The sequence below is a fragment of the Serratia sp. 25CWL12 genome (genome assembly GCF_055790885.1).
This window is the reverse complement of the sequence record NZ_CM147698.1, coordinates 29852-46841: the sequence shown is the minus strand read 5'-3', so window position 1 is coordinate 46841 and position 16990 is coordinate 29852. Positions and strand designations below refer to the sequence as shown.

The 16990-nt window shown below is 48.1% G+C and carries 13 protein-coding genes and 1 riboswitch; of the genes, 4 read left to right on the top strand and 9 right to left on the bottom strand.

Annotated features, from left to right (window positions below; translation table 11 throughout):
* Positions 1-86: 86 nt before the first annotated feature.
* The 4 genes from malM to ACX9GV_RS00170 form a co-directional block, all read right to left on the bottom strand.
* Complete coding sequence (malM, locus tag ACX9GV_RS00185) at positions 87-1004, bottom strand: maltose operon protein MalM (RefSeq protein WP_473196643.1); 918 nt, start codon at positions 1002-1004, stop codon at positions 87-89.
* 123 nt (positions 1005-1127) lie between these two features.
* Positions 1128-2426 carry a maltoporin gene (locus tag ACX9GV_RS00180; RefSeq protein ID WP_473196642.1) on the bottom strand — a complete coding sequence of 433 codons (1299 nt, stop codon included), beginning with the start codon at positions 2424-2426 and terminating at the stop codon, positions 1128-1130.
* Between the two features lie 177 nt (positions 2427-2603).
* Complete coding sequence (malK, locus tag ACX9GV_RS00175) at positions 2604-3719, bottom strand: maltose/maltodextrin ABC transporter ATP-binding protein MalK (protein ID WP_473196641.1); 1116 nt, start codon at positions 3717-3719, stop codon at positions 2604-2606.
* Between the two features lie 3 nt (positions 3720-3722).
* Positions 3723-3887 carry a hypothetical protein gene (locus ACX9GV_RS00170; RefSeq protein ID WP_473196640.1) on the bottom strand — a complete coding sequence of 55 codons (165 nt, stop codon included), beginning with the start codon at positions 3885-3887 and terminating at the stop codon, positions 3723-3725.
* Between the two features lie 367 nt (positions 3888-4254).
* On the opposite strand from ACX9GV_RS00170, the gene malE reads away from it, so the two are divergent.
* From malE to malG, 3 genes are all read left to right on the top strand, one after another.
* A complete protein-coding gene (malE, locus tag ACX9GV_RS00165; RefSeq protein WP_023491086.1) occupies positions 4255-5451 on the top strand; it encodes a maltose/maltodextrin ABC transporter substrate-binding protein MalE in 1197 nt (398 codons plus the stop codon).
* A 127-nt stretch (positions 5452-5578) separates the two neighbouring features.
* Entirely contained in the window at positions 5579-7156 is a 1578-nt protein-coding gene (malF, locus tag ACX9GV_RS00160; protein WP_037384207.1) for a maltose ABC transporter permease MalF, read from the top strand.
* A 12-nt stretch (positions 7157-7168) separates the two neighbouring features.
* Entirely contained in the window at positions 7169-8059 is an 891-nt protein-coding gene (malG, locus tag ACX9GV_RS00155; protein ID WP_023491084.1) for a maltose ABC transporter permease MalG, read from the top strand.
* 619 nt (positions 8060-8678) lie between these two features.
* Here malG and ACX9GV_RS00150 read toward each other — a convergent pair.
* From ACX9GV_RS00150 to pgi, 5 genes are all read right to left on the bottom strand, one after another.
* Positions 8679-10769, bottom strand: coding sequence for a YjbH domain-containing protein (locus tag ACX9GV_RS00150; protein WP_473196639.1), 2091 nt, complete (start codon positions 10767-10769; stop codon positions 8679-8681).
* Positions 10769-11524, bottom strand: a complete 756-nt coding sequence (locus ACX9GV_RS00145; RefSeq protein ID WP_473196638.1) for a capsule biosynthesis GfcC D2 domain-containing protein — start codon at positions 11522-11524, stop codon at positions 10769-10771. Before ACX9GV_RS00145 ends, ACX9GV_RS00150 begins: the two co-directional genes overlap by 1 nt.
* Positions 11508-12212 carry a YjbF family lipoprotein gene (locus tag ACX9GV_RS00140; RefSeq protein WP_473196637.1) on the bottom strand — a complete coding sequence of 235 codons (705 nt, stop codon included), beginning with the start codon at positions 12210-12212 and terminating at the stop codon, positions 11508-11510. Before ACX9GV_RS00140 ends, ACX9GV_RS00145 begins: the two co-directional genes overlap by 17 nt.
* A 199-nt stretch (positions 12213-12411) precedes the next feature.
* Positions 12412-12627 carry a hypothetical protein gene (locus tag ACX9GV_RS00135; protein ID WP_473196636.1) on the bottom strand — a complete coding sequence of 72 codons (216 nt, stop codon included), beginning with the start codon at positions 12625-12627 and terminating at the stop codon, positions 12412-12414.
* A gap of 757 nt (positions 12628-13384) precedes the next feature.
* Positions 13385-15031 carry a glucose-6-phosphate isomerase gene (gene pgi, locus ACX9GV_RS00130; RefSeq protein WP_473196635.1) on the bottom strand — a complete coding sequence of 549 codons (1647 nt, stop codon included), beginning with the start codon at positions 15029-15031 and terminating at the stop codon, positions 13385-13387.
* A gap of 611 nt (positions 15032-15642) precedes the next feature.
* On the opposite strand from pgi, the gene ACX9GV_RS00125 reads away from it, so the two are divergent.
* Positions 15643-16239 carry a hypothetical protein gene (locus ACX9GV_RS00125; protein WP_473196634.1) on the top strand — a complete coding sequence of 199 codons (597 nt, stop codon included), beginning with the start codon at positions 15643-15645 and terminating at the stop codon, positions 16237-16239.
* A gap of 491 nt (positions 16240-16730) precedes the next feature.
* A riboswitch (Lysine riboswitch) is annotated at positions 16731-16943 on the top strand.
* The last annotated feature ends 47 nt before the right edge of the window (positions 16944-16990 follow it).

The window sequence follows — 16990 nt, the reverse complement described above, 5'->3', positions numbered from 1 at the left end:
GGATGATAAGAAATCCGGGGCGTAATAACGAAAAAAGGTGTGCCAGGGCACACCAATCATCAAGCCAACATCGGCAGTGTCGGGTATTACCCCTTGCCTTTCACACTACTGATAAACGTTTTACGTGCTGTGGTTGAGCCTAATTTTTCGGCTTCATTCATCAGTTTCAGTGCCTTATCGATATCCCCTGCCTTAACCGCCTGCTTAATACCATTATTGAAATAGGCTTCGGTATCGTTAAGCATAGGCTCCGCGACTGCTTTGGTTACCGGGGCCGATGTGGTGGCAGCCGTTGGGGTATTAGAACCCACAACCACGGGTGCAGGGGCGTTAGAACTGGTCACCGGCAGCCCGATCATGACGCTCCCCATATTTTGCTCAGAGCGGACCTTCAGATGCAGTTCTCCAGTGGTGCCATGTTGAGCAATTGGGTCTGGAATATCAGGCACCGCATTACCTACCCCCATGGCGTAAGCCTTGGCTGGATCAAGAAGCTTTGTGGTGGCGGCTAAATCCTGACGAGTGGTGTATACCAACAGGTAAATTTGCTTCTGCCCCAAAGAAGGGGTCAACTTGATGGTACCCTCCAAGCGGTCGCCCGACATCACACCAGCACGTTCATACGGAAAATAACTGCTGGGATAAAAAGCCGCAGGGCGCATTTGCTCATCCAAGACCAAAACGCTAGGTGCAAAAACGCTGCGATCATTAACCAAACTACTCAGCGTAATCTCAAGAGAACCGCGGTCAGCAGGCAATGTAAATGCTGCCACCGAACCTTGTATATCCCCTTGGTTAATCTGTGGGTTTGCAGCAGTAATCTTAAAAGTTTCACTCGCGGGCGGCACAATCGGATGCCAAGGTAACTTTTGCAGAGCATCTTGGGAAATAGCCGGAGCAACAGACACATCAGCCGATGCATTAAACACGGCAGCTTGTGTCACGACTGGAAAAGTAGAACTGAAAAACAGTGACAGATAAAAAGCGAGTATCTTCTTTTTCATTATTATGGCCCTTTCAAAAAAGAGACAAAGAAGCTGACAGGCAACTGGCAAGAATAGCCATATCAGCTAAACAGACTTAATGACACTGGAGACAGCCGCCCTTCAGAGCGGCTGTTTAACCGATTACCACCAGGCTTCGAATTGCGCACCAAAGGTGACTTCATTATCTGTGCCACGGCCGCCATCATAAGTGGCTACGCCATTGTCATAGCCCCACTTCTCATTCCAGTTGGCATAGGTCGCAAATACGCGCAATGCGGGACGCGACCAAATGCTGTCACCGGCCTGCCACTGTTGGGCTAAGGTCAACTTATACTGACCATTGCGATCATCTGTTCTCTGCGACTTAACGTTGTCATAGCCCGCTTCAAACAAGGTACTCATGATTGGGGTCCATTTGTACATCGGACGTACACCGACGCTATACCATGTCGTGCCATTGTTGTTGTCCAGATTAATGTTCTGGTACATGGCCACATACATCATTTCCCAATCTTCACCCATCTTAACGGCACCATGGTCCAACACACGTAGCATATGGCCGTCGTTATTGACATTGCCACCTTGGCTGTGGCCGGTATTCCATGAAGTCATCGAGTCTGTCGCGTATTGCACCACAAACTTGTTAAAGCCACCGAACATACTCTGTGTATGCTGAGCCGTTGTCATCACACCGTTCTTCGACGCGCCTGGTTGCAAGTCAACACCGTCTCGGGTGCTGGCATTACCATAGTCAAAACCAAGCTCCAAGGTACCGCCTGGGTTGGTCTCCAGCCCAGCCAAACGCACATCGTAGACATCGTTATATACATCAGCCCGATTATCCACTTGGCGCGAAGCGATGTTACCGCTGTCATTGATATACCATTGTGTGGTGCTGTTACCAAAAGCGGCTGACCCACCCGCTTCAGTATTACGCGTCACCGCAAACGACAACTTACCAAAACCGAGATCAACATTTTCCAGACCTGCACCTGGGCCCGAAATATCCCAGTAGTAGAAGTCGATCATATGGACATCGTGGCGCTGATAAAAACGCTTACCGGCCCAAATGTTGGCGCCAGGCAGTGCGGCAATCAGGTTTTTGCCTTGGACATTGATCTCACGGAAAGCAGGGTTAGTGGATTCCCAATCATTGGCTTGATCAACGCTATAAGCGACGTTTGAATCCAGATAAAAACTCTTATCGCCGTCTTTCCACAATTCCTGACCCAGCTTTAATTCCGCATAGGTCTCACATTCGTTACCAAGACGGTACTTACTTTGTGCACCAGTTGCCTGGAAACACTGTTGCGTACCACCACTACCGGTCCAACCGATACCAGAACGTGCGTAACCGTGGAAATCCACCGCCATCGCCTGAGTGGATAAAATTCCGGTGGCGACAGCCAGTGCCAGAGGAAGTTTGCGCAGAGTAGTCATTATTGTTCTCCTGTTATTATTGCCTGTCGGCATCTGTGTCCCATCCCCGTCGCCATTCAAACTGCTGCGGTATTAGTGGTTGTCGTTCACCCCAGTCACATAGTTAGCTATGCTGCCAGGGCTTCACTCCATTGCCGCCTACCTGCAATTTGAATGACCTTGATTACATCCCCGAGGCTAAACGCCCAGCTCTTGATACAGGCGTCGACACGCAGTGCCGTCTTCACGGAACAGATGGCAGCGATAAAGTGGCAACCCAATTACAAATGTTGCCCCCTCCTCCACCAATACGACGTCATTCTGGCGGTACACCAGGTTCTGACGGATTTCTGGAATTTGAATATGAATCTGGGTTTCGTTACCCAACTGCTCGACAACCTGCACCTCGCCCATCAGGGCACAGGCAGATTCTGAGCTTGGTAACAGATGTTCAGGACGGATGCCTAATGACAGGTTGGCCCCTACTTCAACGCCTTCGGATTCAACCGGTATCCACACCTGTTGACGATTGGGCATCGGCAGTTCAACCTGCACGTTATTGTGTTCAACTGCAGTGACTTTCACTGGCAGGAAATTCATTTTCGGTGAGCCAATAAAGCCCGCAACAAAGCGGTTAGCCGGGTAGTGATACAATTCTAGTGGTTTGCCAATCTGGGCCACACGCCCGGCATCCAGCACCACAATTTTGTCCGCCAGCGTCATGGCCTCTACCTGATCATGGGTGACATAAATCATGGTACGCTGTAGGCGTTTATGCAGGCGGGAGATCTCAATGCGCATCTGTACGCGCAATGCGGCATCCAGGTTGGACAGCGGTTCATCCAGCAGGAACACATCGGGCTCTGCCACCAAGGTTCGGCCAATCGCCACCCGCTGACGTTGTCCGCCAGAAAGAGCCTTTGGACGACGCTCCAGTAAATGAGCTAATTGCAACACTTCGGAAACCTGATTAACCCGCTGCGTGATTTCCGCTTTCTTGGTCCCGGCCAACTTCAGGCCAAATGACATGTTATCCGCCACCGACAGATGGGGGTACAGTGCATAAGACTGAAACACCATGCCGATACCACGTTCGGCAGGGGGCACATCGTTCATGCGCTTTTCGCCGATAAACAAGTCTCCTGAGCTAATATCTTCAAGCCCGGCGATCATACGTAGCAAGGTCGATTTGCCACAGCCAGATGGCCCAACAAACACGACAAACTCACCGTCATTAATCGTCAAATTGACATCTTTGGAAATTACAGCCTCGCCAAAGGCTTTATAAACGCTGCGCAGTGTGACGCTAGCCATGCGTTACTCCCCTGCTTTCGCAGTACATTGATCCTGATGGGTAATAGATAAAGGCAGTACCGCCATCATGTCTTGTACATCACCAACAGCATCATCCCTTCCGGCACGGAAACTAGCCGCTGGGTGCCGGTACAACATGAGGTGGGTAACGATATGCATTAACGACATAAATCCAGCTTCCTGCTGCACTAGACGGAAAAAATTAATGTTGCTGATAGTGAGCTAACAACAAGAAAGGGTAATCATCCGTAACAGAATTTTTCATGGGGGAGGAGATAGGAGGATGAGAAAAACACATTGTATAACTTAAGTGGACGACACCCGAACACTATGTGATCTACGTAGCAAAAATCATCGCTACTTTTTGTGCTGGTCACCACAGAACCCGCGACTTTGCTAGCGGGATCACACTACGTAAGCCAAGGGCGTAGAAGGGGGGAGGATGAGGAGTTGTCGCATTGTGTCTCACTATAAGCACCAAACCGCTCTCCTTAATTGCACATTGCAATCGTATTGCTCACAAAAGGATTGGACTATGAACTCAACCATGACAACAACGTTACGTACACTGACCCTTTCGGCCTTAACCACTCTGGTGCTCTCCGCCTCTGCGTTTGCCAAGATCGAAGAAGGCAAACTGGTTATCTGGATCAACGGCGATAAAGGCTATAACGGCCTGGCCGAGGTGGGTAAAAAGTTTGAGAAAGATACCGGCATCAAAGTCACCATTGAGCACCCGGACAAACTGGAAGAGAAATTCCCGCAGGTTGCCGCAACTGGTGACGGTCCAGACATTATCTTCTGGGCTCATGACCGTTTTGGTGGCTATGCGCAGTCAGGTTTATTGGCTGAGGTACACCCGTCCAAAGATTTCCAAGACAAGATCTATCCATTCACTTGGGATGCAGTTCGTTTTAACGGCAAGCTGATTGGTTATCCCATTGCAGTTGAAGCGCTGTCGTTAATCTATAACAAAGACCTGGTCAAAGAAGCCCCGAAAACCTGGGAAGAGATCCCGGCCTTGGACAAAGAGCTACGCACCAAAGGCAAGAGCGCCATCATGTGGAATCTGCAAGAACCCTACTTCACTTGGCCAATTATCTCTGCCAATGGCGGCTATGCCTTCAAATTTGCCGATGGCAAATTCGATATTAAAGATGTGGGCGTCGCTAATGCTGGCTCACAGGCAGGTTTGCAGTTTATCGTCGATCTGGTGAAGAATAAGCACATTAACGCCGACACTGATTACTCCATCGCCGAAGCCGCCTTCAACAAAGGCCAGACCGCCATGACCATTAATGGACCTTGGGCCTGGAACAACATTGAGCAGAGTAAAATCAATTATGGCGTCACTCTGTTACCAAGCTTCCAAGGTAAGCCATCTAAGCCATTCACCGGTGTGCTGACCGCAGGTATTAACAGCGCTAGTCCAAACAAAGAGTTGGCTACCGAGTTTTTGGAAAACTATCTGTTGACCGATGAAGGTCTGGCTAATGTTAACAAAGACAAACCGCTGGGTGCTGTAGCACTGAAATCCTTCCAGGAGCAATTAGCAAAAGACCCAAGGATCGCAGCAACCATGCAGAACGCGCAAAACGGCGAAATCATGCCAAACATCCCACAGATGAGCACCTTCTGGTATGCGATGCGTAGCGCCGTTATCAACGCCATTACTGGGCGCCAGACAGTGAAAGCCGCACTGGAAGACGCTCGCACCCGTATCATCAAGTAAGACTCTGGCAGCCGCGGGCCATAGTGCCCGCCGTTGCCTTGCTGTGTGGGGTGCCAGCGGTACCCCGTCGTTATCTAGTTATCTAGTTATCTAGTTATCTAGTCATCTCCCTGACAAGGAACGCCCTATGCAATTCGCTCACGCTGGCTCGCCCGCGCGAAAAAAATCGAAGTGGTGGCAGAGTGAAAGTCTGAAATGGCTATTTGTTGGCCTTTTCAGTCTACTGACCTGTTATCTGATTGTGTTGATGTATGCGCAGGGGGAATACCTATTCGCTATTCTGACGCTGGTATTGATCAGTTCTGGGCTCTATGTCTTTGCCAATCGCCGAGCCTATGCCTGGCGTTACGTCTATCCGGGTGTCGCTGGTATGGGGTTGTTCGTCCTATTCCCGCTCATCTGTACCATCGCCATCGCGTTTACCAACTACAGCAGTAGCAACCAGTTAACCTTTGAGCGTGCACAATCGGTATTGCTACAGCGCCAATTCCAAACCGGTAAAACCTTTGGTTTTGAGCTCTACCCTGCTGCTGATCAACAGTGGCGACTGCGCCTCACGGCACCTGACAGTGAACAGCGGCTGATTTCCGACCCCTTCACTCTCGGTGGCAATCAACCGCAAACGCTCAAGCTGACCGTAGAAAACGAGCAACCCGCAGGTGAGCGTGCGACATTACGCATTATTACCCAAAACCGCGAAACACTCAGCCAGATTGTCGCCTCTCTACCGGATGGTGGCGAATTACGCATGAGTTCGCTACGCCAGTTCTCGGCGACCAGCCCGCTGTATACCTTGGGCAAAGATGGCGAGACACTGACGGATAATCAAACCCAGATTCAATATCGACCTAACTCGGAAATTGGCTTCTATCAGGCCATCGACGCCGATGGACAGTGGGCCAGTGCCACCCTCAGCCCTGGTTATACCGTCACCATCGGTTGGAAAAATTTCCTACGCGTTCTCAACGATGAAGGGATCCAGAAACCGTTTGTCTCGATCTTTGTCTGGACCATTATTTTCTCGGTAATGACGGTCATCTTTACCGTTGCTGTTGGCATGGTGTTAGCCTGCGTGGTGCAGTGGGAAGCGCTGAAAGGCAAAGCTGCATATCGAGTATTACTGATCCTGCCCTATGCGGTACCCTCATTTATTTCTATTTTGATTTTTAAGGGGTTGTTTAACCAGAGCTTCGGTGAAATCAACTTGATGCTCAATGCACTGTTTGGCATCAAACCTTCCTGGTTTACCGATCCCTTTACCGCTAAAAGCATGATTCTGATCGTCAATACCTGGCTGGGTTACCCCTATATGATGATCTTATGTATGGGGTTATTAAAAGCAATCCCCGATGACCTCTACGAGGCCTCGGCGATGGATGGTGCCACTCCCATGCAGAACTTTTTCCGCATCACCCTGCCATTGTTGATCAAGCCATTGACACCACTGATGATTGCTAGTTTTGCCTTCAACTTTAATAACTTTGTACTGATACAACTGTTGACTCGTGGCGGGCCAGATATGATCGGCACCACAACACCTGCTGGTTATACCGACCTGCTGGTAAGTTACACCTACCGTATCGCATTTGAAGGAGGAGGAGGACAGGACTTCGGTCTGGCGGCAGCCATCGCCACACTGATCTTCCTGTTAGTGGGTGCTCTGGCGCTGCTGAACTTGAAAGCCAGCAAAATGAACTTTGACTAAGGGAGAATAATCATGGCCATGGTACAACCCAAATCCCAGCGTGTACGCCTGTGGATCACCCATCTTCTGATGTTAAGTTTTATTGCTTTGATCATGTTCCCGTTGCTGATGGTGATAGCGATATCACTACGCTCTGGTAACTATGCAACGGGCAGCCTGATCCCGGATCAAATCTCTTGGGATCACTGGCGGCTGGCATTGGGCATGAGTGTCACCCAGGCCGATGGCAGCGTCACCCCACCGCCGTTCCCGGTGCTGCTGTGGCTATGGAACTCGGTGAAAATCGCCGTCATTACCGCCATAGGTATTGTGTCGCTCTCGACAACCTGCGCCTATGCCTTTGCTCGTATGCGTTTTCGCGGTAAGAGTACGCTGCTAAAAAGTATGCTGATTTTTCAGATGTTCCCGGCAGTTCTGTCGCTGGTGGCGTTATATGCTCTGTTTGATCGCTTGGGGCAATATCTGCCTTTTATCGGCCTCAATACCCATGGCGGGGTGATTTTTGCTTATATGGGGGGTATTGCACTCCACGTTTGGACCATTAAAGGCTACTTCGAAACCATTGATGGTTCATTGGAAGAGGCAGCCTCATTGGATGGCGCCACACCGTGGCAAGCGTTTCGCTTAGTGTTGCTACCGCTTTCGGTGCCGATTCTGGCGGTGGTGTTTATTCTGTCGTTTATCGCGGCGATAACTGAAGTGCCGGTTGCCTCGTTACTGTTGCGCGATGTGGATAGTTACACCCTGGCGGTAGGTATGCAGCAATATCTGAACCCACAAAACTACCTGTGGGGCGACTTCGCGGCGGCGGCGGTGTTATCAGCCATTCCTATTACTGCGGTATTCCTGTTAGCTCAGCGCTGGTTGGTGGGTGGCCTGACGGCTGGAGGGGTGAAAGGGTAATAACTGACGGGCTTGGCTAAGCCAAGCCTGATAGTTATTGTGTTTTGTGTCTACTGTAATTCGTTTGTTGTACTTTGCGGTTATACCAAAAGTAATTCGATTTGCTTGTAGCTTGTAGCTTGTAGCTTGTAGCTTGTAGGTGGTAAAGACGAAAGTCCTCAGTCACATCATCTTTTATGTGACTGGTACGAGCGGATGTAGCCAGCAGCTAAGCAATTTGAAGTATGGCGGGTATATCTGATCCATACCTGTGTCTTGGGCGGCCAGCGCTGGGCCGCCATTTTTATGTTAACCATTTCAAACTGAACTCCTCCCAATAATTCAAGTTGCCTAATACACTTGTTGAGGCTGAAATACCCGAGTATGCACACTCATCCTCATCGCATTGTACCCAAGCTCAATGAAGTTGCAGGACCACGCCTATTATTAGGGAAAGAGTATTGCACTGTTCCCCCTCCTCTCTGCCTCCTTACCAAGGGAGGAGCTAAAGTGTGTGCTGAGCATAGACAGGGGTTATCTGATGCCTTTAAAGGGTCACGGGTAAATGATCAAGTTCATTAGTGACAAGCGTAGAGATTGGGGGATTAAACAATCCCCCAGTTTGGCAAGTAAGCCGTGGTTAGCGGAAGCGAACATCCCGATCGGATGTCAGACCATACAATGAATATTTCCGATTCAACATCTGCCCACCATCGCGAGTAAGCGGAGTCCACCCAACCTTTGCACGGTTGCGGGAAGGTGATGTCGTCATCAACTCCAACGGAACAGAAATGTAGAAGCCCTTGGTAAATGAACCTTCACCATATTCTTCCCGTGTGGCGTCAGTGAACGTTGCATAAACGCCAGCCACAATACCGCTATCAAAACGTTTAGCCAGATCGAGGGTGACACCTTTATCTTTCGCCAGATACTGGCCCACACTCACCGACACCAATACATCATCTGCAAAAGGAGGTTTCCAGTAACCGGTGACATGCCCAGTAACAACATCATAATCAGTGAAACTCATCATATCGTCCCAATCACGCTGTTTCACCCAGTTGGCATTAACCGCTACTGCCCAATCCGTATCAAGTGGGCGATATAATATTTCCGCACCGACACCACCGAACATACTTTCCAAATAGCCGCCATAAACCTGACCATAGACCCCCTCCCCAAAGAACTGGAAATAATTGGCTTGGAGATCGTTAAGGTACACATCGTTTTGAACGTACTCTCGAATATGAGTACGAACTCGCGGTAGTAGGGAATCAGAAGGCGGTTCCGTGTAGTTGAATCTGCCGTAGTTGTTCGCCAAGTTAGCAAACACGCTGCCACTGGTTAATAGATGGTCTGTCGCCCACCAACTGGCACTACCCGTCACCCCAATCTGGTACAGATAGAATGATTCTGCACCGCCTATCGATTGAGTTAACGTCGGAGAAAGACCAAAACTTAGCCTTTCGTCATCAATACGATAGCCTTGCTCAGTATTTTCCGGTACTAACGGCTCAATACGTTTTTGTTGCAAGGTTTGTTCGTACCCCAGTGGATAACCTTCCAACTGTGCACGTAAACTGTTCACATCTGTCTTAGTTGTTACTTGGGGTAAATTATACCGGGTCTCAGTCACCGCCAGCGTATCAACACCTTCTGGCAGGTGATTCATCAGAATAATATTGGCACGCTCAACCCCATCTTCGCTGTAACGATATTTGGACTGCGTCCCTGTCATATACAGCGTATGGTCTTTTAACTGAATATTCGGTGATGAAAAACCGGCATTATCTTCAAGTTCAGTTAGCTGGTTCGACACCACATCCAGTTGCAACTCCCTGCCTTGAGGTTGAGGTTGATAGTCTGGTTTTGGCTGATCAAGGTGCGTAGGTTTTAATTCATTAAAGTTAGTACGTAAGGTAAACCCAGCCATAAAGGTATTACCACGTTCGTAACTGATATTCACATCAGCCCAGTCTGTAATGCGATAAACTGCGCCAAAATTGAATTTACTGTCCTGTCTGAGCCTACCGGCAAAATCGCCCTGATAATCGTTGCCTTCATATTCCAACTTTAGGCGTAGTGGTTGCCAAGGGGTTTGATATTCCACACCGCCAAAAATCGCAGCAGACCCGCGGAAAGACTCACCGAGGTCGACTGTTCCCCCATTCGTCGTATGCACATCGTTACGCGTACAAAAACGGTCGCTAGCATCACAGAAGGGATTACGGATATTACCACTGTTACCCAAATAGCCCCATCCCACACCCAAAGTAAAATCCAGCGGTCCCCAGCCTTTACTGCCTACTAGGTATTCACCATCAAACAACCCAGTGCCCCCAATATCACGTACACCAACAGCCACCTCGGGTAACCAATATCCCTCTTCCCATAAACGTAATTTCACATCAAAAGACTTGTCTTTATAGGTTTGGTCGCCACTGAACGAAGGATCATTACTGTATTTGCGTGTACGTACATCGGTGTAACGAAGGGTGGTTTCTAACCAAGGCATCGGTTGAATGGAAATCGAATAAAAGCGGTATTGGTCATTATCACGGTAGTTAAAACTGAATTCCCCCTCTTTTGCCATGCGCGCAGTTGGGGTTTGCAACAAACCAGCACCACCGAAATCCGTCTGAGAGGGCCCCAAAGGGGCTGGATATGAAGCCGCCTGACACACGTTCGTGACAGAGAGCGCAACCAAGCTAAGTAAGTAACGTTTTTTCATCAGTCTGGGATCCGGTGCGTCAATAACGAAATGACTTGTTCGTTGATGTCTGTAAAATCGTCAGGCAATGCGGAAACAGCAATCCCTAAAAATAACAGACTGCCTGGCGTCAATTCATGATGTCGCTGGTTCCAGTACGCAATGGGGACAGACTGCACCTCACCCTGAGGAGTGATAATCCAGGCGATATTACGTTCAGCGCCGTCAAGAAGCTGAAAACCTGCCAAATACTCACTGACCTCTTTTCCTGGTAAAAAATCACGTTTACCATGCGGAGCCAATGCGCCGAATAACCTTACGTTGTGCGGCTCTGCGACAATGTAAAGCTGATAGTCTCCCGACAAGCGACGATCAAACTCTGGATTAAGCCGAATCACATCAGGATCGAGTGGAACCAACTGGCGGCCAACAACGCTAAGCTCAGCAAGTTGTGAACGCACACTGTCCACTGTTGCCGCTAAGGAAGTATCATTCCTCTGCCGCAGAACTGAGCTCAGAGCCGCCAAACGAGCCAACAGTTGTTGTTGTTTTTGTTGTTGCCGTTGAGTCGCATTTTGTTCTGCGATCACTGCTCCTGGCCACCAAATGTTACCTTTCAGTGCTGGATTATCGACCACCAAGCCATCTAGCGTGAGCACATTTTTGAGAACCACAGACTCCTTGTCAGGATAAAAAATGGTTATCCGACTTTCTGCATAAGCAGAGTTCAACAAGAGGACCATAATCCCCAAAAGCAGATTAAATTTTTTCATCATGCCTCTGCTTCAGTATTGTAATTTCAATCGGGAAATAATCCGCACCCATAAACTGCTCTGATTTCACAACCATGCCCGTTTGCGGATCCAGCCAAAAACGGTTCACCCAACTTTTCCCCAAATCATCAATACGTACCGTTTCTTCAATGAAATGGTAATGCTGGTGCTTACCGCCAATGACAAGAGGTTTATCTTCTAATCGATGAAATATGGACTCAGCATGACCAGAACGAACCTGATTTTCTTCAGTCCAAGTGAGCAGATATGACCAGCGAGCACCATCCACCAATCGCTGTGGGTCAGCCAAAGGGTCCAGATCCAAATTTGACACGCTGAGTAAATTATCCTTCCACCCTAGCGTTTTCACCACCCGCCCGTGTCTTAACACCATCAGTGTACGATCCTGACTCACCCATTTCTCTTCACCGTTTTCGAACGCTCCTAGTACCATCACAATCTGGAGTTCATTATCAATACGGACATAAGCACTGGGGGTGGTGAGGTTTTGAATTTCTTGGTCAGTTAATTCAACATCTGACGACTCAAACAATAAATGATAAATAGTATCATTAACGTCTTTTTGAGCTGACGAACAGCCCTGAAGGGATAGGAATAGGGGTATGATTAAAAAAGATAAATAGCGCAATTGAGCAATCTCAGCACGTAGATAAAAAAAGAATAACCGCACTATTCCACTGGTACCCGAAGCACCGGCAGATATATTGACTGATTTTAGGGGCTGCTCTTTAAAAAAGTACCATCAGAAAAATTGAAATCACTCTCTGAAGATTACTCCAAGCAAACCATGATATTAACCAACCCCTAGGACTAAACTGACTATCTGCCACAACAGGCACTGTGGTGATAGGCGGTTATTCTTTTACGATTTATTGAGTTCTGGTAGTAGTAGAAGTAGACGAACCCTCATTGTCATCATCGTCATGCAATGCAACTAGCTCAGCTGCTACCACGACGGCAACCACACCGGTCCCAACAGCAACCGCCTTACCCTTTGCCCCGAGGACAATAAAAGGAGCCCCCCAAGAATTAGAAGCCCCGAGCAAGGTAAGTGCGACTAATGCCGAACAGAAAATCTTTTTCATAAATAACCTCTTATAGTAAGTAATAAATCAAGTGATTAAACAACACTTTCTTAAACTTACAGTATCCCTTAGAACTTGTAACAATCATGACGAAGTAAAACTCATCAATGAATCGCACAATTAATATCCTACAGCTTAAAAGGAAAAGGGTATAGCTGATAGTCGCAAATTTTCTATACAAAAATAGACAATAAAATCAAATATCGCCAGGAAATCAAGAAAAAAGTAGAGTAATTGAGATTATTTTGTTTCTACCAAGATTGGCTAATAAGCATAGGCATCTACACAGATTGGTCAAAAAACAGGCTAACGATCCAGGTTAGCTCTTTGAGCTCATCCGCCGTGTAGGTGCTTATCACCTCCTGCATTTGCATAAACAGGTATAACCCAACCAGCCGCGCCTTTGGCAGCTCGGCCGTCGTGTGCGCTTCCGATTTTCGTTGCTGAGCAACCCGCGCTTCACCGACAAACAGAAACCCCTGCTTCCCCCTGATTGACACTGGGCCAATCAACGTCGTGGCCAGGGCGCGCGCGACTTGCTCTCCCCTGTTATGCTGTCCGTCGTACAGCCAAATACGTACAACTTGTGTAGATACCTATGCATATAGGTTACTTTTTCGCACGGAGTCATAGACTCGTCACCAATCAAGTTGTAGCACCATTGGCTACAGGTAGTGGCCTCTTCCCTGAGGCTCACCCTGCAGACCAGTAAAAGCGCTGTTCCTGCAACTTCATTGAACTTGGGGCTACATCATGATCAACGCCACGCTTTAAAACGGTTGATCAGGCCATTGGTGGAACTATCATGGCTGACAACCGCTTCGTTCCCGGCCAGTTCAGGCAGAATACGATTAGCCAGTTGTTTACCCAACTCCACACCCCATTGGTCAAAGGTAAAGATGTTGAGGATGATGCCTTGAGTGAAGATCTTGTGCTCATATAAAGCAATCAGACTACCCAGGCTGAATGGCGTGATCTCACGCAGCAGCAGGGAGTTGGTGGGACGATTACCTTCAAAGACCTTGAATGGTGCAACATGCTTGACCTCTTCCGGCGTTTTACCCTGAGCGGCAAATTCTGCCTCAACCACTTCCAGAGACTTACCAAACGCCAGTGCTTCGGTTTGAGCAAAGAAGTTAGACAACAATTTAGCGTGGTGATCACTTAATGGATTATGGCTGATGGCCGGAGCGATAAAGTCACAAGGAACCAGTTTGGTACCCTGATGGATCAACTGGTAGAAAGCATGCTGACCATTGGTGCCAGGCTCCCCCCAAATAATCGGGCCAGTCTGGTAGCTGACCGGGTTACCGTTACGGTCAACATATTTACCGTTCGACTCCATATTGCCCTGTTGGAAATAGGCCGCAAAACGGTGCATATACTGGTCATAAGGCAGGATCGCTTCGGTTTCCGCACCAAAGAAGTTGTTGTACCAGATACCAATCAGTGCCAACAACACCGGCAGATTTTTCTCTGCAGGGGTTTGGGCAAAGTGTTGGTCCATTTCATGGGCACCCGTCAACAACTGTTCAAAATGGTCAAAACCCAGAGATAACGCGATAGGTAAACCGATCGCTGACCATAGAGAATAACGTCCGCCGACCCAGTCCCAAAATTCGAACATGTTATTGGTATCAATGCCAAACTCTGCGACCGCTTTACCGTTGGTGGACAGCGCCGCAAAGTGTTTAGCCACATGCTGCTGATCACCGGCACTATTCAGGAACCAGTCACGCGCACTATGGGCGTTGGTCATGGTTTCCTGGGTGGTGAAGGTTTTTGACGCCACCAGGAACAGCGTGGTTGCCGGGTCAAGGTGTTTGAGTGTTTCGGCAATATGGGTGCCATCCACATTGGAAACAAAATGCATATTCAGATGGTTTTTATACGGACGCAGCGCCTCCGTGACCATATAAGGGCCAAGGTCCGACCCACCAATACCGATGTTAACCACATCAGTAATCGGCTTACCGGTATAACCTTTCCAGCCACCGCCAATCACCCGCGCACAAAACTGCTTCATTTTGGCCAGCACCGCATTCACTTCTGGCATCACATCTTTGCCATCCACCAGAATTGGGGTATTGCTACGGTTGCGCAAGGCAATGTGCAACACGGCACGATTCTCGGTACGGTTGATTTTCTCACCCGCAAACATCGACTTGATCGCCCCTTGCAGGTCCGTTTCTTGCGCCAGTGCCTGCAGTTTTTCCAAGGTTTCGGCGGTGATGCGGTTCTTGGAGTAATCCACCAGCATCTGATCCTTGAAGGTGGCAGAGAACTTGGCGAAACGCTCACTATCCTGAGCAAACAGGTCGCAGATCTGAACATCTTTCATTTGTTCAAAATGTTGCTGCAGGGCTTGCCAGGCAGCGGTTTGACTAGGATTGATATTTTTCATGGCAACGCTCTTATGCTTGAGAATAAATAGGAAATTATTGACCGATTGTAGCCTGTTCCCAAGGGATTATGATCTCTTTTCTTGCGATCAATGCCACTCTCCATTCCCCATGACTAACGTTTTTACCTTTCTGCAACATTCCTTGATATTTCAACTAACCGGAACCAAAGCATTACTGGTTCAACTGTAGGGTTTGGGTTCTTTGGCGTTGCCACATCAAGCATTGAAGGACCAAGCTATCTGAAGGGACATTTGGCTGATCCGAGTATTATTCCCGGTGAAGGCTTTGGCCTCGAGGCATCGATTGTCGCGGCAACAATCTATCCGGCAGTTGGCATTTATACCCTAGATAATTTGAGTTGCTTGTAGGCAGCAATAGAGAGAATCCCAATGAGCTTACAGTAGTAAGTGATTCGGGTGAACGACAAATCCACATGGAGCGGATTTGAACGCTGCTGGCGGCGGCCCCGTGAGGGGCGAGTCTCATGGATGAGACGAGTAATCGCAGCTAACACCCGAGCAACTTGAAGGACAACGGGTATATTTGCTTTTTATGACAGAGAAATAATATATTGCTGACCTCTTGGCAGCTCACCCTGAGGAGACAAATTTTGGACTCAGATCTTCTAAAAATAATTCTGCCTGCAACAACGACTATTCTTACGCCGTTGATTATTTACATAATCTCAAGGTTTTCGAATCGCGAGAAAGACAAGATGAGCGCCTTCATCAGCCGTGCCGATTTTTTGAAAAAAATAATCGAGCTACAACAAAACTGTGAGGCTCTCGAAGAGACCATGGTGAAATCCATCATCCAGGCTGAGATCAATTTATTGTTCAGAGAAATTGATCCGGAGCTCCAAAGAATGGATGCAGAGTCGAATCTGATGGACGACGCCATCAATGCTTTTAAGCGAACACCTCGTTGGCGACGATTGATGTTTTTTTATAAACAAAATTCAGCCCTTGGCTGGGTCATAACGATAGTCCATAATTGCTTATCACTGGTATTCCTTATGATTTTGACAGGGGGAACAGTCACCATGGACCCAGGCGAACAGTTTATTTTGATCGATTTGGTTGGCGTGGTGATGTTGATATTGAGCACCTTTCTTTTCCTGTTTTATATATTGCATTTTTTCTCCAGAAAGGTCTGGATTGCGACCTATATGAAAAACAACGAGCCCAGCATTAATCAGGATTCATAACATAAGTGCCGATAACTACAGCAGAAGAGATAACTGTCAACGCTGCTGTGGTTGTTTTTTTATCTATTTCATAATTATTTTTATCAGGCTGCCTATCGTTACCGCCATTACTTTATGGGCAGTAATTTATATGTTTTTTATTGTTCTCTATGTTGCCAGACAAAGAGCTTTTAATGGCTATGTTAATTTAATTTTTATACTGTGATTTTTTAATAAACAGTTTAATGAGAAAATACACTTCAGGTTAAAACAGCGCTCACTATAAAAAAATGGCCGTGATGCAGATTGATTAATAATGGTAAATAGTGAGATACCAGCCGATGATTTTATCGTGATTAAGTCATCTTCGGTATGCTTCATTCGGTTGAACAGGCCGTTATCGGCCCGGCTCGATTTTAAACACAAAATAGCAGTCAACCAGGTTGCCTCTACCCGTTGACAACAGCGCATAAACCCGTTATTCCTAATAGCCTACTTGCGCACCCGGTGTGCAAGCCAGAAGAGGCGCGTCGCCCAGGTAAAGTGTCTGAGGAGCCATCATCCAATGACGGCACTGGAGGGGGAGCGACGCCGAGGCGTGATGATATCCAGGTTTATCGGGTATAACGGCAACCATCACGTCGGCTACAGGGGCTGAATCCCCTGAGTTGTCACCGTGGGCCACCTTAATCAAGTGGTCAGCAAGGTGGAGCGCTTCTGGGTGTATCGTAGTTTTTACCTCTACGCCTGCTCCCTGTTTACCGCTCTTACC